Origin of the sequence: Bradyrhizobium jicamae (genome assembly GCF_018130695.1) — a bacterium.
Lineage (GTDB): Bacteria > Pseudomonadota > Alphaproteobacteria > Rhizobiales > Xanthobacteraceae > Bradyrhizobium > Bradyrhizobium jicamae_B.
The window spans coordinates 189,911-207,343 of the sequence record NZ_JAFCJX010000015.1; the positions used below are offsets into that span (position 1 = coordinate 189,911).

The 17,433-nt window shown below is 65.3% G+C and carries 19 protein-coding genes and 1 pseudogene; 17 read left to right on the forward strand and 3 right to left on the reverse strand.

Going from position 1 to position 17,433, the window contains the following annotated elements; genetic code table 11:
* The first annotated feature begins 1 nt into the window (after position 1).
* Positions 2-706, forward strand: coding sequence for an SDR family oxidoreductase (locus JQ604_RS22865; RefSeq protein WP_212362075.1), 705 nt, complete (start codon positions 2-4; stop codon positions 704-706).
* Between the two features lie 15 nt (positions 707-721).
* A complete protein-coding gene (locus tag JQ604_RS22870; protein ID WP_212362080.1) occupies positions 722-1,102 on the forward strand; it encodes a cupin domain-containing protein in 381 nt (126 codons plus the stop codon).
* Between the two features lie 190 nt (positions 1,103-1,292).
* Here the strand turns inward: JQ604_RS22870 and hydA are convergent, their stop codons facing one another.
* Positions 1,293-2,744 carry a dihydropyrimidinase gene (gene hydA / locus JQ604_RS22875; RefSeq protein ID WP_212362082.1) on the reverse strand — a complete coding sequence of 484 codons (1,452 nt, stop codon included), beginning with the start codon at positions 2,742-2,744 and terminating at the stop codon, positions 1,293-1,295.
* 263 nt (positions 2,745-3,007) lie between these two features.
* On the opposite strand from hydA, the gene JQ604_RS22880 reads away from it, so the two are divergent.
* The 7 genes and pseudogenes from JQ604_RS22880 to JQ604_RS22910 all read left to right on the forward strand — a co-directional run bounded on the left by JQ604_RS22880 (position 3,008) and on the right by JQ604_RS22910 (position 10,217).
* Positions 3,008-4,072 carry an amidohydrolase family protein gene (locus JQ604_RS22880; protein ID WP_212362084.1) on the forward strand — a complete coding sequence of 355 codons (1,065 nt, stop codon included), beginning with the start codon at positions 3,008-3,010 and terminating at the stop codon, positions 4,070-4,072.
* A gap of 207 nt (positions 4,073-4,279) precedes the next feature.
* Positions 4,280-5,392 carry an amidohydrolase family protein gene (locus JQ604_RS22885; protein ID WP_212362087.1) on the forward strand — a complete coding sequence of 371 codons (1,113 nt, stop codon included), beginning with the start codon at positions 4,280-4,282 and terminating at the stop codon, positions 5,390-5,392.
* A 7-nt stretch (positions 5,393-5,399) separates the two neighbouring features.
* The gene (locus tag JQ604_RS22890) at positions 5,400-5,813 is read left to right on the forward strand and encodes a Rieske (2Fe-2S) protein (protein WP_212362091.1); all 414 of its coding nucleotides are present in this window, start codon (positions 5,400-5,402) and stop codon (positions 5,811-5,813) included.
* Positions 5,814-5,946: 133 nt separating this feature from the next.
* Positions 5,947-6,561, forward strand: a complete 615-nt coding sequence (locus JQ604_RS22895; protein ID WP_212362095.1) for a glutathione S-transferase family protein — start codon at positions 5,947-5,949, stop codon at positions 6,559-6,561.
* A gap of 56 nt (positions 6,562-6,617) precedes the next feature.
* Positions 6,618-7,610, forward strand: a pseudogene (locus tag JQ604_RS22900) (pyridoxamine 5'-phosphate oxidase family protein); the annotation flags it as partial.
* Between the two features lie 143 nt (positions 7,611-7,753).
* On the forward strand, positions 7,754-8,890 hold the full coding sequence (locus tag JQ604_RS22905; protein WP_212362158.1) for an AraC family transcriptional regulator: 1,137 nt from the start codon (positions 7,754-7,756) through the stop codon (positions 8,888-8,890).
* A 79-nt stretch (positions 8,891-8,969) separates the two neighbouring features.
* Positions 8,970-10,217, forward strand: a complete 1,248-nt coding sequence (locus JQ604_RS22910) for an acyltransferase family protein (RefSeq protein ID WP_212362101.1) — start codon at positions 8,970-8,972, stop codon at positions 10,215-10,217.
* Between the two features lie 21 nt (positions 10,218-10,238).
* Here the strand turns inward: JQ604_RS22910 and JQ604_RS22915 are convergent, their stop codons facing one another.
* Positions 10,239-10,634, reverse strand: a complete 396-nt coding sequence (locus JQ604_RS22915; RefSeq protein WP_249158564.1) for a winged helix-turn-helix transcriptional regulator — start codon at positions 10,632-10,634, stop codon at positions 10,239-10,241.
* On the opposite strand from JQ604_RS22915, the gene JQ604_RS22920 reads away from it, so the two are divergent.
* Positions 10,624-11,616 carry an NAD(P)H-binding protein gene (locus JQ604_RS22920; protein ID WP_249158565.1) on the forward strand — a complete coding sequence of 331 codons (993 nt, stop codon included), beginning with the start codon at positions 10,624-10,626 and terminating at the stop codon, positions 11,614-11,616. The two genes, JQ604_RS22915 and JQ604_RS22920, sit on opposite strands and share 11 nt — an antisense overlap.
* A 131-nt stretch (positions 11,617-11,747) precedes the next feature.
* Positions 11,748-12,125, forward strand: a complete 378-nt coding sequence (locus JQ604_RS22925; RefSeq protein WP_249158566.1) for a cupin domain-containing protein — start codon at positions 11,748-11,750, stop codon at positions 12,123-12,125.
* 59 nt (positions 12,126-12,184) lie between these two features.
* Here JQ604_RS22925 and JQ604_RS22930 read toward each other — a convergent pair whose 3' ends face one another.
* Complete coding sequence (locus tag JQ604_RS22930) at positions 12,185-12,793, reverse strand: TetR/AcrR family transcriptional regulator (RefSeq protein WP_212362104.1); 609 nt, start codon at positions 12,791-12,793, stop codon at positions 12,185-12,187.
* Between the two features lie 111 nt (positions 12,794-12,904).
* Between JQ604_RS22930 and JQ604_RS22935 the strand changes: the two genes are divergently transcribed.
* The 6 genes from JQ604_RS22935 to JQ604_RS22960 all read left to right on the forward strand — a co-directional run bounded on the left by JQ604_RS22935 (position 12,905) and on the right by JQ604_RS22960 (position 17,343).
* Positions 12,905-13,600, forward strand: coding sequence for a PspA/IM30 family protein (locus JQ604_RS22935; RefSeq protein ID WP_212362108.1), 696 nt, complete (start codon positions 12,905-12,907; stop codon positions 13,598-13,600).
* 63 nt (positions 13,601-13,663) lie between these two features.
* On the forward strand, positions 13,664-13,939 hold the full coding sequence (locus tag JQ604_RS22940; protein ID WP_212362111.1) for a YiaA/YiaB family inner membrane protein: 276 nt from the start codon (positions 13,664-13,666) through the stop codon (positions 13,937-13,939).
* Positions 13,940-14,261: 322 nt separating this feature from the next.
* Positions 14,262-15,308: a hypothetical protein gene (locus JQ604_RS22945; protein ID WP_249158567.1), complete on the forward strand. Its 1,047-nt coding sequence runs from the start codon at positions 14,262-14,264 to the stop codon at positions 15,306-15,308.
* On the forward strand, positions 15,305-16,504 hold the full coding sequence (locus JQ604_RS22950; RefSeq protein ID WP_212362114.1) for a hypothetical protein: 1,200 nt from the start codon (positions 15,305-15,307) through the stop codon (positions 16,502-16,504). Before JQ604_RS22945 ends, JQ604_RS22950 begins: the two co-directional genes overlap by 4 nt.
* A gap of 95 nt (positions 16,505-16,599) precedes the next feature.
* The gene (locus JQ604_RS22955) at positions 16,600-16,806 is read left to right on the forward strand and encodes a hypothetical protein (protein WP_212362117.1); all 207 of its coding nucleotides are present in this window, start codon (positions 16,600-16,602) and stop codon (positions 16,804-16,806) included.
* Between the two features lie 156 nt (positions 16,807-16,962).
* Positions 16,963-17,343, forward strand: coding sequence for a hypothetical protein (locus tag JQ604_RS22960; protein WP_212362120.1), 381 nt, complete (start codon positions 16,963-16,965; stop codon positions 17,341-17,343).
* Positions 17,344-17,433: the final 90 nt, after the last annotated feature.

Consider the following 17,433-nt stretch of genomic DNA (forward strand, 5'->3'; position numbering starts at 1 on the left):
AATGACGCTTGCAGGCAAGACGGTCGTGGTGGTCGGCGGCTCCTCGGGCATCGGGCTCGCCACCGCGGAGCTCGCGAAGCGGGAAGGCGCCGATGTCATCATCGCCTCGCGCAATGCCGGCCGGCTCGAGGTGCTGGCGGAGCGGCTGAAAGCGACGGCGATCCCGACCGATGTCACCGACGATGCCAGCGTCGCCAATCTGTTTCAACGCAGCGGGCCGGTCGATCACGTCGTCGTCTCCGCCGCGCAACTGCGCACCGGTCCGTTCAAGACGGTGGCGATGGACGATGTCCGCGCCACCATGGAGAGCAAGTTCTGGGGCGCCTGGCGTGTTGCCCGCGCGGCCGACATCCGCGCCGGCGGATCGCTCACCCTGGTGTCGGGCTTCCTGAGCATTCGCCCACGGCCGAATTCCGCGATCATCAGTGCGGCCAACGCCGCGCTGGAATCGCTGTCCCGCGCGCTCGCGCTGGAGCTGGCGCCGCTCCGCGTCAATTGCATCTCGCCTGGGATCATCGACACGCCGATCCGCGCCGCGATGCCGGCCGAGGCACGCAAGGAGATGCTGGCGAAGGCTGCGGCCTCGCTGCCGGTCGGGCGGGTCGGCGAGGGCGAGGACGTCGCGCGGCAAATCATCGCCTTCATGACCAACGGCTTCATGACCGGCGCGACGGTCTATCTCGACGGCGGCGCGCTGGTGGTTTGATGCGGAGATGCTGACATGACCGAGGACAATAGCGGTGCCTTCATCCGCAACATCGCCGAGGTGCCGTGGCGCGAGTTTCCCAACCATTTCGGCGGCGCGCTGTCGAAGCCGCTGGTGATGCCGGAGACCGCGGGCTCGCGCCATCTCGACTACCGCATCTCGCTGTACCAGCCGATGGCCCATGTCGCGCGGCACAAGCACCTCGTGCAGGAGCAGATCTATCACGTGCTCGACGGCGAGGGTTTGATGGAGATCGCGGGCGAGTCACGCGTGGTGCGCAAGCACGACGTGATCTTCCTGCCGCCCGGCGTCGAGCACGCGATCTCGAATTCTGGGTTGGTTGATCTGGTGTTCCTGGTGATTACGTCGCCGGTGAGCGATGAGGTGAAGCCGTAGCGTTTGGCAGCATGGGCGCTCTCTCATTCCCCTCTCCCCGTTCTTCACGGGGAGAGGGTTAGGGTGAGGGGCTGCTTCCTCAAAAAATTAGCAGACGGACTCGCGGAGACTCCCCCTCACCCGGATCGCATCTGTGATGCGATCCGGCCTCTCCCCGCAAGCGGGGCGAGGCGAAGAAAGCGCGCCGCCCTTACGGCGTCACGGCTCCACGCGAGACGGCGCGTGGTGCGGTCAGTTCTTTCCAGGTCGAGTTCGCGATGTGGACGGCGGGGAACGCAGGGCGTTCGATGTAGCGGCCGTCGCCTTTCTCCGCGCGGAGATCGTTGTCCTTCCAGACGATCCGCCCGCGCGAGAGCGTCACGGCCGGCGCGCCGGTGCAGTTGAAGCCTTCGAACACGTTGTAATCGATCTTGCTGAACTGCGTTTTGGCGCGGATCGCTTTCGTCGCCGCGGGATCCCACACCACGACGTCGGCATCGGAGCCGACCGCGACCGCGCCCTTGCGCGGATAGATGTTGAGGATGCGGGCGATGTTGGCCGAGGTCACTGCGACGAATTCCTCTTTGGTCAACCGTCCGGTGCCGACGCCTGATGTCCACAGCAAGGGCATACGGTCTTCCAGTCCGCCGGTGCCGTTCGGGATCTTGCGGAAATCGTCGAGGCCGAACCGCTTCTGCTCTGTCGTGAAGGCGCAATGGTCGGTCGCGACCACCTGCAGCGAGCCCGACTGCAGGCCGGCCCACAGGCTGTCCTGGTGCACCTTGTCGCGGAACGGCGGCGACATCACGCGCTGCGCGCTGTGGTTCCAGTCCTTGCTCTCATATTCGCGCGCATCCAGCAGCAGATGCTGGATCAGCGGCTCGCCATAGACGCGCTTGCCGGCCGCGCGGGCGCGGGCGATCGCCTCATGGGATTCGCGGCAGCTGGTGTGCACGACATAGAGCGGCGTGCCGGTCATGTCGGCGATCATGATGGCGCGGTTGGTGGCCTCGCCCTCGACCTCGGGCGGCCGCGAATAGGAATGGCCCTCCGGGCCGGTGACGCCGCGCGCCAGCATCGCCTCCTGCATCCGCGCGACGATGTCGCCGTTCTCGGCATGCACCAGCGGCATCGCGCCGAGGCCCGCGCAACGGGCGAACGAGTTGTAGAGCTCGTCATCGTTCACCATCAGCGCGCCCTTGTAGGCCATGAAATGCTTGAAGGTGTTGATGCCGTAGGTCTTGACCACGATCTCCATCTCGTCGTGGATCTGCTTCGACCAGGAGGTGATGGCCATGTGGAAGCCATAGTCGGCCGCCGCGCCCTCGGATTTGCGCCGCCAGTCCTGATAGGCCGACAGCAGCGACTGGCCGGGATCGGGCAGGCAGTGATCGACCACCATCGTGGTGCCGCCGGTCAGCGCCGCCTTGGTGCCGGATTCGAAATCGTCCGCCGTGACGGTTCCCATGAACGGCATTTCGAGATGGGTGTGCGGATCGATGCCGCCAGGCATCACGAAGCAGCCGCCGGCATCGATGATCTCGGCTCCAGTCGGCGGATCGATCGCGCCGACGGCAACGATGGCTTCTCCGTCGATCAGGACGTCGGCGCGGCGCGAATGATCGTGATTGACGACGGTGCCGCCACGGATGAGCAGGGGCATGATGTCTCCGGGGAAGTTGGCGAAGGCGGGAAGGAGCGGGGATCGCCTGCAGCGTAAGCCGTGGGTTCGGCCCGCGATAGGCGAAAATTTAGTCAGGCGCTGAACCGTTCGTGAGCGCCCGCCGGGGGCGCAGATGCGCCGCTGAAGCAGACCGGCTCCGCGTCTGGCGGCTTGCAGGATTGCGCCGTCGGCGTCACAGTCGGAGCCGCGGCTGCGTCGCCGCCAACAATGAAGACCAAGGAAACGCACCCGAGGGAGACGTGATGCCGGCCACGCGCATCGATTGCGATATCCACCCCTCGGTCGGGGGAACGCGCACCACGCTGCTGCCCTATCTCGACGATCACTGGAAGGAGCAGGTGGTCAGCCGCGCCATCGACGGGCTCGATCTCAATTCCTATCCGCCATCGATGCCGCTGTCTGGCCGCGCCGACTGGCGGCCGGCCGACGGCAGCAAGCCGGCTGGCGATCTCGCCATGGTGCAGCGCGGCGCGTTCGATCAGCTCGGCGCCAGCCATGCGATCTGCAACGTCGTCTATGGCGCGCAGGCGGTGTTCGATCCCTGCATGGCCGCTGGCTTCTGCAAGGCGATCAACGACTGGATCGCGGCCGAATGGCTGTCCAAGGACAAGCGGCTGCGCGCCTCGATCGTGGTGCCGATCCAGGCGCCGGATCTTGCGATCGAGGAGATCGAGCGCCGCGCCAGCGACAACCGCTTCGTGTCCGTGCTGGTGCTGGCGCAGGGCGAGACGCTGCTCGGGCGTCGCCATCACTGGCCGATCTATCAGGTCGCGGAGAAATACAGACTGCCGATTGCGATCCACGCCGGCAGCGCCTATCGGACAGCGCCGAGCTCGATCGGCTGGCCGTCCTATCGCTACGAATATTACCTGATGGAAGCCCAGGCGTTCCAGGCGCAGACCCTGAGCCTGATCTATGAGGGCGTGTTCGGCAAATTCCCCGATCTCAAGATTGTGCTGATGGAATCAGGCGTCAGCTGGCTGCCGGCCTTCATGTGGCGCGCCAACAAGACCTGGCGCGGCGTCCGCGTCGAGGTGCCCTGGGTCGAGCGCGAGCCGGCATCGATCATCCGCGACCATTTTCGCGTGACGATGCAGCCGTTCGATGCGCCAGCCGATCCGACTGCCGTCGAGGACATCATCGACCAGATCGGTTCGGACAAGATGTTCCTGTTTGCGTCGGACTATCCGCACTGGCAGTTCGATGGCGACGATCCGATCCCGCGGCATCTGCCTGACAGCATCGTCTCGCGGATGTGCGCGGACAATCCATTGGAGACCTTTCCGCGTTTGAAGCTGGATTTGTGAGCATGAGATTTGAGTGCAATCACATCGCATCGGTGGTGCCACACCTCTCCCCACCGGGGAGAGGTCGGCGCGCAGCGCCGGGTGAGGGGGCGCAGGTCTCACGAGGGACCCTAACCCCTCACCCGGATTGCATCTGGCGATGCAATCCGACCTCTCCCTTTGGGAGAGGTGAAGGAAGATCGCATCGACTCGACAAAGGAGGATCGCATGAGTGATGTCATCGACCGCCCGATGCGGGATGAAGATCGCACCGCGCAAACGCGGCTCAAGATCATCGACTGCGACATTCACCCGAGCCTCCGTTCGCACAATGACCTGAACGAGTTCCTGCCGAAGCGCTGGCAGCAGCATCTCAAGGAGTACGGCAGCCATCTGCGCACGCCCTATATCGGCACCACGCCTTATCCGCGCTCCTCGCCGCTGATCGCGCGGCGCGATGCCTGGCCGCCGACCGGCGGCGTGCCGGGCTCCGATCTCGACTTCATGCGCAAGCAGCATCTCGATCCCTTCGACGTCGAGTACGGCATCCTGCAGGTGCTCGATCTCTTCATCTTCTCGCAGCAGAATCTCGAATTCGGTGCCGCGATCCAGCGCGCGATCAATGACTGGCAGCTGGCGTTCTGGGCGCATCGCGATGTCAGACTGAAGGCCTCGATCTTGGTCGGGCAGGACGATACCGCGCTTGGCATTGCCGAGATCGACCGCTGCGCCAAGACGGGCGAGTACATCCAGATCAACGTCTCGCCGCGCGCCAACGAGCCGCTCGGCCGCAGACGCTACTGGCCGATCTATGCCCGCGCGCAGGAGCTCGATCTGCCGCTCGGCATCCATGTCGGCGGCTATGGCGGCCACGCGCCGACCGGCGGCGGCTGGCCGTCCTATTATTGCGAGGAGCATCAGTCGAACGCGCACACGGTGGCCTCGCAGCTGACGAGCCTGGTGCTCGAAGGCATCCCCGAGCGCTTCCCGAGATTGAAGATCGTGTTCATCGAGGGCGGCTTCGGCTGGATTCCGTCGGCGATGTGGCGGATGGACCAGCACTTCGAGCGCTTCCGCAGCGAGGTGCCGCATCTCAAGCGCAAGCCGTCCGAATATGTGAAGGATCACTTCTGGTTCACGACCCAGCCGATCGACGAGCCGGATGAGGCGAAGCATCTGCGCTCATTGATCGAATGGGTCGGCATCGACCGCCTGCTGTTCTCGTCGGACTATCCGCACTGGGACTATGACGACGCGCGCTATGCCTTCAAGACGCCGCTGACCGAGGCCGAGCGCCGGAAAATCTTCAACAGCAACGCGCGCGCCGTATATAAATTTTGAGAGCGCAATGACTCGTCACATCGTCGCGCGCACCAGCGATATTCCTGCCGGCGGCAACAAGGTGTTCGGCATCGAGGGGCGCGACATCGTCGTGTTCCATGTCAACGGCGAATTCTTTGCGCTGCTCAATCGCTGCCCGCATGAAGGTGCGCCGCTGGAGAAGGCCGCCTGCGTCGCGCGCCTGACCTCGCCCGAGCCCGGCATCTATCACCGCGAGCGCATCGGCGAGATGCTGCGCTGTCCCTGGCACGGCTGGGAGTTCGACATCCGCAACGGCCAGTCCTGGTTCGACCCGAAGCGCTTCAGGATCCGCTCCTATCCGGTCGCGGTCGAGAGCGGCGAGGATCTGCAGAAGGGGCCGTATGTGGCCGAGACGTTTCCGGTGCACGTCGAGGACAATTATGTCATCGTCGAGGTGTAGATGCGGTCTGGGGGCTGTTGCAAATATTGCAACAATGAAGTTCCGGCTGCGATTATTATCTTTGCGGCTGCAATGAGCAAATCTGGCGTCGCGGATCGGGAATGGCCCATCCACGATGTCAGGAACGCACTCCATGAAGCTCTATCATTTCGCTCTGTCAGGCCACGCCCATCGCGCGCGGCTGTTCATTTCGCTGCTGGGCATTCCCTGCGAGCTGGTCGATGTCGACCTGCGATCGGGCGCGCACAAGAAGCCAGAGTTCCTGGCGCTCAATCCGTTCGGTCAGGTCCCGGTGCTGGATGACGACGGCACCGTCGTCTCCGACTCCAACGCGATCATGGTCTATCTCGCGACCAAGTTCGGCCGTACCGACTGGCTGCCGGTGGACGCGAAGGGCGCGGCTAGCGTGCAGCGCTGGCTGTCGGTCGCCGCGGGCGATCTCGCCTTTGGCCCCGCCGCCGCGCGGCTGATCACCGTGTTCGGCGCCAAGCACAATCCGGAGGACGTGATTGCGCGGGCGCATCTGCTGCTGAAGCGGCTCGAAGCGCACCTTGCGGATCGCGACTGGGTCGCGGGCACGAAACCGACCATCGCCGATGTCGCGCTGTACTCCTATCTGTCGAGCGCGCCGGAAGGCAATGTCGACCTCTCGGCCTATCCTCGCGTCAATGCGTATCTGCACCGGATCGAGGCGCTGCCAGGCTTCGTGCCGTTCGCCAAGACCGCCGCCGGTCTGGCGGCTGCATGAGGGACTACGGGCGCGCTCTTGTGCGCGCCCGTCCAACCCGCAACGGGGAGGACGATATGAGCGACATGCAATTGAAGACCAGGCTCGCGACCTGGCACGCCGGCGAAAAGGCGATCCAGCAAAGGGCAGGCGTGAGCGAGCGGATGGACGCCACCGGCCAGCGCGTGGTGCGCGACTTCATGCCTGACCAGCACCGCGAGTTCTTTGCCAAGATTCCCTTCATCGTGCTGGGCAGCGTCGACCGCAAGAGCGACGCGTGGGCGACGTTGCTGGCAGGCCCGCCCGGCTTCATCTCCTCGCCGACACCGACGACTCTCGAGATCGGCGCGCGGCCCGATCCGACGGATCCCGCAAGCGAGGGTGCGCAGGAAGGCGGTGCGATCGCGCTGCTCGGAATCGAGCTGCACACAAGACGCCGCAACCGCGCCAACGGCATCCTTCGCGCCACATCAGGCAAAGGACTCGGCTTCGACCTCGAGCAGAGTTTTGGCAACTGCCCGAAATACATCCAGCTGCGTGATTTCAGCTTCGTTCGCGCGCCCGACGCGCCGTTCACGGGAGATGTCGAGGAGAGCGCGTCGCTCGATTCCGTCGCGCGCGACATGATCAGGGCGGCCGACACCTTCTTCGTCGCCTCCTATGCCGATCGTGAGGATCGCCGCCAGGTCGACGTCTCCCATCGCGGCGGCAAGGCGGGCTTCGTCCGCGTCGCGGACGACGGCACGCTGACGATTCCCGATTTCGCCGGCAATCTGTTCTTCAACACGCTCGGCAACATCCTGCTGAACGGCAAGGCCGGCCTCGTGTTCGTCGATTTCGAGACCGGCGACATGTTGCAGCTGACCGGCGATGCCGAGGTGATCCTGGACTCGCCGGAGATTGCGGCGTTCCAGGGCGCCGAGCGTCTGTGGCGGTTCCGCGCCCGTCGAATCGTGCGCAGGCGAGGCGGGCTGCCGTTGCGCTGGACGTTTCGCACTGACGGCTGGTCGCCGAGTGTGCTGTCGACCGGCGATTGGGCGCAGGCTGCCGGTCGCATCGGTGCCGGTGACATCATCGAGGCGCGCGCACGGGAAGGGTCGTGAAGCGAGCGTGGCCGGGTGGCCCGACGATCACGACCGCAAGTTCGGGTTGTGTCCGCATAGGCGCAATGCGACATTGTCTCCCGCAAAGGGGGATACCGATTGTGAACGCGATGGGGCTCACGGCGATCGATCTCGGGCTGCGTGGCGCGACGAGCGGCGTGTTCCTGATGATCATCCTCGTGACGTTGCTGCGTCATGTGCTCAATCAATATGCCGTGCTGGGCATGGCGATGTCCGCCGGCGGCATCTTCTACGCGATTACGACCGCGCCGTTCTTTCCCAAATCGGCCTTGTGGTGGACGGTGCCGACCATGTTCGCGCTCCCCGCCATATTCTGGCTGTGGGCGCGCGCGGCGTTTGACGACGATTTCGAGCTGAGATGGTGGCATGGCGCCTTTTGGCTCTCGATCGTCGCCGCCGGATTTGCCGTGACACTCAGCTGGATCGTCTGGCCGGTCTGGGCCAGGCGCGGCGCGGAAGTCCTGTCGTTCGTGGATGTGGTGCTGGCGCTCGCGGTCGCGGTCCAGGCGGTCAGGACCTGGCGTGTCGATCTGGTCGCCCGACGGCGCCGGCTGCGGCTGGCGATGCTCGTGATCAATGTCGGGCTGATCGTGGTGCTTGCCGGCGCCGGTTCCGCCGCGCTTCCCGTCGCTGCGCCCGGCACGCCCGACAGTCTTCCGAGCGCGCTGTGCCTGTTCGTGGTGTCCATGCTCGCCGGCCTCGGTGTTTTCGGCGCACCCGTCGCCGTCAACGATGCCACGGCGGCGATCGCGTCGGGCGATATCGGCGTGCAAGCCCGGGCGAGCGAACGTGCCGCCGCGGCAGCGGTCGCGGTCGATCCCCTTCTGCTGCGGCGCCTCGACCATCTGATGACCGTGGAGCGAATCTACCGGCAGGAAGGTCTTGCGATCGGGATGCTCGCAGCCCAGCTCGACGTTCACGAATATCGGCTGCGCCGGGCGATCAACGAGGGATTGGGCTATCGCAACTTCAATGCTTTCCTCAACCGCTATCGTATCGCCGATGCCAAGGCGGCCTTGTCAGACATGACGCAGCGGGAGGTTCCGGTGCTGACCATTGCCATGGACGCGGGCTTCCAGTCGATCGGGCCGTTCAATCGCGCTTTCAAGGCCGAGACCGGCATGACGCCGAGCGAATTCCGCCGCGAGGCCGTGATCCGGCTGCAAACGGCTCCGGATACAGACGGCGATTTCGAAATCGGCCAACCGCATCGAGAAATCGGTTAGCCGATTTTCGGATCGGGCAAGATGACTCCGATGTGATCGGGCAGGCTCTTTCCCAGAGCCATCATCCAGCGAGCCCGCCATGTCCGGTTTGACTGCCGTCCCGTCTGTGCCTGAACGACTTCACGCCCTCGATGCGGTCAGGGGTCTGGCCCTGCTGCTCGGCATCGTCCTGCACGCGACGTTGTCGTTTGTCCCGGCCCCGACCCGGATCTGGTTCATCCAGGACATCCACCAAAGCCTGATCCCGGCCATGCTGTTCTTCGCCATCCACGTCTTCCGGATGACGACCTTCTTCCTGATCGCGGGTTTCTTCGCCCGCATGAGCTTTCACCGTCGCGGCAGCTGGGGCTTCATCAGGGACCGGCTGCAGCGGATCGGACTGCCGCTCGTGATCTTCTGGCCGATCGTGTTCACGCCGATGGTGCTGGTGGTGATATGGGCCGCAAGCTTTCCTCATGGCGGTCCGATCCCCGGCGCCCGCGGTTGGCCGCCGGTGCTGCCGAATTTCCCGCTGACCCATTTCTGGTTTCTTTACGTCTTGCTCGAGCTTTATGCCGCCATGCTGGTGCTGCGCAGCGCCATCGTCCGGCTCGATGCGTCCGGCGCGTTGCGCGCGGCCCTCGATCGGCTGTTCGCGGGGATCATGCGCAATCCGCTGGCGCCCGCCATCCTGGCGATCCCGATCGGCATCGTGTTCGGCCTCGACCCGAGATGGCTCAACGCGGAGGGCGTGAGGACGCCGGACCAATCGCTCGTCACCAATCTGCAGGCGTGGATCGGCTTCGGCACCGCGTTCGGCTTCGGCTGGCTGCTGTATCGGCAGGTCGACCTGCTGCGGATCCTGGAGCGGCGCTGGCTGTCGAATCTCCTGCTCTCGCTCGGTCTGATCCTGATCGGTTTCGTGCTCGCCGGCGTGATTTCGGCCGCGCCGGGCGCGCCGACACTGCCGGTCCGGCGCGACACACTCAGGCTGGTGTCCGCCATCCTCTATGCGCCGGCGATCTGGACCTCGACCTTCGCGTTCATCGGCCTCGCGCTCCGCTTCATGTCCGGCTTCAGCCCGATGCGGCGCTACCTCGCCGATGCGTCTTACTGGCTTTATCTGATCCACATGCCGATCGTGATGGCGTTGCAGGTCGCGGTGTCACAGCTCGACTGGCCCTGGCCGGTCAAGTTCGCAACTATCCTCGCCGTTGCGTTTCCCGTGATGCTGGCGAGCTATCATCTGCTGGTGCGCTTCACCTTTGTCGGCGTGGTGCTGAACGGCCGCCGCGCGCCACGCGAGGCGGCGCCTGCCGCCGCGCTCACCGGCGCCGCTGCGCCTTGATGCGGTGAAAGACGGCAGGCGTCATTCTGCCTTGGCCGCCTCGAACTTCGCCCGCGCGGTTTCCATGGCACGACGATTGCGTTTCGCCCAGGCCGCGATGCTCTGCAATGGCTCGATCAGCGAGTGCCCGAGCCGGGTCAATTCGTATTCCACCTTCGGCGGGATCGTCGCATAGGCGGTCCGCTTCACGAGCCCTTCCGCCTCGAGGCCGCGCAGCGTGAGCGTCAGCATGCGATGCGACGCGCCGGTGAGGCGCAGGACCGCATTAAAACGCATCGGACCGTCGGCCAATGCGCCAACGGCCATCACCGTCCATTTGTCGCCGATCCGGTCCAGCACCTTGAGTACGGCGCGGCAGTCTTCGGGATCATCCCATCCGGGCCTTGCCATCCCAGGCCGGAGCTTGATGCGCTTCATCGTCGTTTCCCACCCGTCTACGCACGATCAAAAATGTGCGCGGCGCATCAAATTGTGCGTTCTTGCGGGTCTAGTCGATATCGAACATATCGTCACGAACAAATTGTTCGTTACGAAGAGAGGGATATCGAAAATGCAGATCGGCGTCAGCGGAGCGAGCGGTCATCTTGGCAAGGCGGTGGTGGCCGAATTGCTGGAGCGCGGCAGCGGGCACGGGATTGTCGGCATATCCCGCAACCCCGCGACAGTTCATGCCGCCGTCGAGGCGCGGCATGGCGATTACGACCGGCCCGAGACACTGATTGCGGCCTATCGCGGCCTGGACCGGTTGCTGATCATTCCGAGCTCGGAGGTCGAGGCGGGCCGCCGCGATCGCCATTTCCTGAGCGCGATCGACGCTGCGGCCGAGGCCAGCGTGGGACACATCGTGATGATGTCGACTGCTGCCTCGCGCGAGGTCGACGCGCATGAGATGTTCGCAGCCTACTTTAGCGGCGAGCAGCATCTGATGCGAACCGCCCGGCGGTGGAGCATCCTGCGGATGAATTACTATGCTGAATCATTTGCGCAGGTCGCCGCGATGTCGATCGGCTCGGGTGTCGTGCCGGGGCTCGGCGAGAGCGACGTCGCCTTCGTGTCGCGCGCCGACGTGGCGGCCGCGGCGGCCGGCATCCTGCTTGGCGACGGTCACGCCGGCGCGATCTACAACGCAACCGGTCCGGCCGCGATCGGCGGCAGGGAACGCGCCGAGCTGCTGGCGGAGATCATCGGCAAGCCGGTGCATTTTGCCGTCATGGCTGAAGCGCAGCTTCGCGGCGGCATGCTCCAGGCGAACGTCCCGCCACAATATGTGGCCGCGATGATCGATATCGAGCGGCGTTTCGTGGCAGGGGATTTCAACATCGTGACTGGCGACGTTGAACGCCTGGGCGGCCGCGCGCCGCGATCGCTTCGCACGGTGTTGGCGAAGCAGTTCGGGTAGCCAACGCTGCTGTCGATCACGCGCGTGTCAGCGCCGGGATCTCGCCCGCCATCTTGTTGCCCTCGCCGCATTCCTATCATCAGCGGCGCGCCGACCTGTTCGGCGCGGCGGTTCAATGTTCGATGGAAGGAATGTCGATGAATGAAAGTGCCGACGGTCCGGCGAAGGCCCCGCAAGCCGGTTTTGCCGGCGTCACGCGGAAAATTCTCGAACGTCTCGCTTTGCCCGGCGACGAGAGGGAGCTTGTCGTGTCCGAGGTCACCTATCCGCCGGGTGGCGTGGCGCCGTTGCATCGGCATCCCGTGGACGGCGTGGTCTTCATCGTCGAGGGTGTTGCCGAGTCCGCCTATGGCGACGAGGCGCCGCGGCGCTATCGCGCGGGCGAGACGCTAAGGGATCGCGCCGATCTTCCGCACACGCTGTTTCGCAACTGTGATCCGGAGCGCCCGCTGCGCTTCCTCGCCATCTACGCGCTCAAGCCCGGGCGCGCTTACACGACGGAAGCGTAAGCTCTTTGTTTGAGCATGATCTCTTCGGAAAGCCGCTTCACACTTTTCCGGATCATGCTCTACTCCTTCCTCGCCGTCATTCCGTCGATCATCGCGCGCGTCAGCGCGGCGATCTCGCTGCGCAGCGCCGGCAGCGGCACGGCGATCAGCTTCTGCTCCAGCCCGAGCGCGACCATGCCGTGCACGGCTGAGAAAAGGCTTCGAGCGGTGATGCCGAGTTGCGCGGGCGCGCGCTGCGGGAAGAGGGCGGCGAGCGGCTTGTAGATGTGGCGGAACAGATCCATCTGCTCGCTCACCGCCCAGTCCGGCACCGGCTTGCCGGTCTGCATGCGATGCTCGAACAGCGCGCGCCACAGTTCGAGATTCTCGGCGGCGAAGTCGCAATAGGCGACCGCGATCCGCACCAGCATCTCACGCGGGCTCGAGGAGCCGCCGATCTCGGCGAGCGACAGCGAGGCATCCAATCGCGCCAGCGTGCGGGAGCCGACCCGCAGGATCAGCTCGTCGACATCCTCGACCAGATTGTAGACGCCGCCATTGGCAACCCCGATTTCCTGCGCCAGCTCGCGGGTTTTGAGCCCCGCGAGACCTTTTGCCGCAATCGCGCGTTCGGCCGCCTCGATCAGCGCCTCTCGCAGTTTCGCACGTCTTTCCAATGCTTTGGACATGATTTACCTGCCGTTAACCCCAGTCATGAGCGTCGCTCAAATAATTCTTGAGCAATGCTCAGGATGTGCTATACCAGTTTCATGAGCGATGCTCATAACAGGGAGCTAAAAATGTTCAAGACCGTTTTGACCCTTTTCCGCGGCAGCGTCGCCGCCGCCGGTGAGGAACTGGAAGACCGCACCGCCCTTCTGATCCTCGACCAGCAGATGCGCGATGCGGCCGCGGCCGTGGATCGTTCCAAGCGGACGCTGGCCCTTGCGATCGCCAGTGACCAGCAGGAAGGCCGCCGGCTGGAGACCACCAACACCCGCATCGCCGATCTCGAGGTGCGCGCGACTGCGGCGCTGGATGGCGGCCGCGAGGACCTCGCCCGCGAAGCGGCGCAGGCGATCGCCAATCTCGAGGCCGAGCGCGATGCTGCGATGACCGCGCGCACGCTGTTCGCCTCCGAGATCACCCGGCTGAAGCGCCACGTCGCCCAAGCCGAGGCGCGCATCAACGAGCTCGATCGCGGCCGTCGCATTGCCCGCGCCTCGGAAGCGGTGCGCTCGCTCCGCCGCAGCGGCATCGAGGCGGCGCGTCCCTACGAATCGACGCTGCCGGACGCGGAGAACACGCTGAAGCGGTTGCGCGACCGGCAGATGGAAGCCCAGGCCGCCGACGAGGCGCTGATCGAGATCGACGCCGCCTCCGGCCCGCTCGCGACCGCCGAGAAGCTCGCCGAGCAGGGCTTTGGCCCGCGCATGAAATCGACCGCCGACGACGTGCTGTCGCGGCTGAAAGCCCGGCAGAAGCCGGCCGCCTGAAGACCTCGTGCCTGAACTTCGAACCCCGGACATCATCAACCCCGAGATCATTGGAGACCGACCATGAACCAGACCATTCAACCCCACAGCGGCGCCTGGGTCACCTTCACCTACGCTTCGTTCGCAGCTTCCGCCTTCCTCGTCGCCATCGGCGTGTTCTTCCTGCCGATCGATCTCTGGATGAAGGGCTACCTCACCATGGGCATCGTGATGCTGCTGCAGACCTGCGTCACCCTGACCAAGACCGTTCGCGACAACCACGAGAGCGGCCGCCTCGTGAACCGCATCGAGGATGCCAAGGCCGAGCGTCTGCTGATGGAGGTCTCCAAGGCAGCGTAAGCCGGAAAGGAGGCGCGAGAAGCGGCGGGTGCAAGTCACCCGCCGCTTCCGCTGTCGCAGCTTGCGACGTTCTCAACCCTCATGGTGAGGAGGCGCGCAAGCGCCGTCTCGAACCATGCGGCCCCACTGTGGCCTCGTCCTTCGAGACGCTTGCGTCGCAAGCTCCTCAGGATGAGGGGATAGAGCATGGGATGGCGTGATAGGATGAAGTCATCTCATTCCCTGAAGATATCGTTTACCCTGCGACATCAGACGGCAGGCGGTGCTCATCGCTCCTTAATGGGACACGTGCACCAATCGCCGTCGATCACGGGCAGGCAACATGGCGACTTCTGACAATGACGAGCCGGCGCCGCGCGCAACGGGGTTTGCGCGCGTGGGCGCGGCGTTGTCCGCGTTGCACGGCTATGTGGGCTTCTGGCTGAAGGCGCTGTCGCAGCCGACCATCGACCTGACCCTGCGGACCCATGCCGGCCTGCGCACCCGTATCGTCGAGCAGCCGGGCCGTGCGCTGCCGAAGACCGAGCTCGACGACCTGGTGTCGCAACTGCGCATCGTCGCCGCCAAGACGCTGCCGCAGGACCAACTGACCTACGGCATCTTTTCCGGCGAGCCGGAGCGGCTGTCGCGCGCGATCATCACCCTGATCTGCGAGGAGGAGACGGGACGGCCGATCGCCTTCAACGCGCTGTCGGTGATGGACGTCGGCCTCGATGGCGAGCCGGTCGAGGTCACGCATCTCGGCCTCGTGATGGTCGATCCCGATGAGCGCGGGCAGGGCCTGTCCTGGGTGCTCTATGGCCTGACCGCGCTGGTGCTGTTCGCCCGCGATGGCTTGCGGCCGAAATGGATTTCCAACGTCACGCAGGTGCCGTCGGTGGTCGGCATGGTCAGCGACACCTTCTCCGACGTCTACCCATCGCCGCTGCCCGGCGCGCGGCAGAGCTTTGCCCATCTGCAGCTCGCGCGCGGCATCATGGCCGGCCACCGCGCGGTGTTCGGCGTCGGCGACGAGGCGAGCTTCGACGAATCCCGCTTCGTCATCACCAATGCCTATACCGGCGGCTCGGACGCGCTGAAGAAGACATTTGACATCGCGCCGAAACATCGCAATGCGATCTACAATGATTTCTTGCAGCGCGAGCTCGACTACGACAGGGGCGACGACGTGCTGCAGCTCGGCCGCATCGACCTCGCCGGCGCGCGGCGTTATCTGTTGAGCGAGGTGCCGCACGGTTCGCTGCCGGCGCTGCTCGCGACCTCGGCGCTGCTGGCGCTGCAGCGGCTCGTCTTGCCGGTGGTTTACTGGCTCGATGACACGCGCCCGTTCGGCACGCTGCGGCCGCGCCGCCAAACGAGCGGCCCATGACCGCTGATGTGATCGCCGATTCCATCGTCAATCTCTGCGGCGCGATCGGCATGAGCGTCGCGATGATGACGTTCTATCGCAGGGATCCGCGCAGCCCGCTGACGCGGCGGCTGTTGCTGGCGCTCGGCGTCATCGCATGGCTGTTTTTCGATCGCGGCCTGGCCTGGTGGACTGCAAGCGCGTTTCTCGACCGCATCTCGGTGATCCCGGCCTCGCTGATCCCGCTCGGCGCGCTCATCGTCACCGAGGGCATCCTGCGCCGGCACGCGCCGCGCGCGGTGAAGATCGCAGCACTCGGCGGCGCCATTCTGCTGGGGCTCGGTGGCCTGTTTGGGCTGGAACGGTTCGTTACGCTCTATGCGATCACGCTGGCGCTCTTCCAATTGGCCGGCTTCATCACCTGCGCCCTGCTGCTGGCAACCCGCGACCGTGCCGCGCTGATGGCCTCGGAAAACCGCAGCATCGGCCGGCTCGCGGTCGGTGCGCTGGTCGTGATCCCCTTCATCCTCACCGATTTCCGCACGCTGTTTCCGGACATCCCGGTCCGGCTCGGGGCGCTCGGCGCGCTCTTGACCGTCACCGTGATGCTGATCGCCGGCGGCGGCGCCGAGACGCGACGGCATGGCCTTTCGATGATGGCACTGCGGCTGGTCTCCTCCGGCCTGCTCGGCTTCGCCGCGGCCTTCATGGCCGGCGACGTCGATGCCGCGCAGATCGTCCGTTTCGTCTCGGTCGCGGTCGCCGGCGTCTTGACCATCGGCCTGATGACGGACGCGCTGCGGGCGCTGTTCGAGTCGCAGGAGCCGGGCGTGCTGAACTCGGTGGCGGCCTCGCCGGCGCAGACGCGCGATCAGCTGATTGCGGAACTGGCGCGCCATCCGATCTTCGAGAGCGCCACGCGCCTGCGCGAAAGCGCGCTTGCGCTGTACGACCCGCCGCTGCTGCGCGATTTCCTGTCGAGCCGCCGCGTGCTGCGCCGCTCCGAGGCGCCCTGGGGACTTGTTGCCATCGACCCGGCGGTCGAGCGCATGGTCTCGCTGATGACGGCGAACAGCGCCACGCATGTCATCGTGCTGGCGCATGATCCGCTCGACCTGATCGTGCTGGCCGTGCCGGTCACGGCGGCGGATCCCGCCACCGAAACCGCGCTGGCGCTGGTGCGGCGGCTGCTGGCGCTGACCCCGGAGGCGAGGTAGCCGGTGCAGATTTGGTGGCTGCGGCCCCATATCCGCTGTTGAAGCGTCACCCGGTCGTGCTATGACGCCGGCCTCAGCAATCACCGGTGTGGACGATGTCGAAGCAGTCGATGCGCGAGGAGGCCGAGCGCCTGATCCGCGAGACCATGGAAAAGCGGAACCTCGTCATCAAGCAGGGCGCGACCCGGATCGAGGCCGTCTGCGGCAAATGCGGCGCGCCGAACCGCGTCCAGGCCGAAAAGGGCCAGTCCCGCGTGAAATTCGCCTGCAAGAACTGCGGCCACAAACAGGAGACGCTGTAAGCGTTCGCCCCTCGCTTTCCGCCGTCCTCGAGACCCTCGATATATTCTAGCCGCGTTCCGATTGCGGCGGGCCGCACGCCCCCTATAACGGCTGGATGGTGACGTTCCATCGATATATTCAGGTGAATATATCGATGCGATGACCGGAGTGCCGTCATGAATATCGAGACCCAGGAGCTCACCAGCTGCGAAGTCGCGGCCGATGGCTGCGCCATCTCGCTGGGCTTTAAGGATTCCAGGGGCGAGCCTGCGACCATCCGCCTGTCGGTCGGCCAGGTCGGCGCGCTGGTGATGACCTTGCCCGGGCTGATCAGCAAGGCGCTGCAGACCCGCTTCGGCGACCGGAGCCTGCGTTACGCCTATCCACTGGATTCCTGGACCATCGAGCAGTCGACCGACCCGACCCAGGGCATGATGACGCTGACGACCTCGGACGGCTTCAGCGTCTGCTTCTCGATCCCCCGTGCGCAGCAGAGCGAGCTTGGGGAAGCGTTGGCCGCGCAGCCGGTCGCACCAGTGACGCTGCGGGCGAATTAGCTTTCGCGTCTTCGTAGATTCCATGGGCGGTGAGCGTGGCCTCTCCGATAGGTTTGGGTTTCCACACTCGAACCCACGGAGAGTCAGATG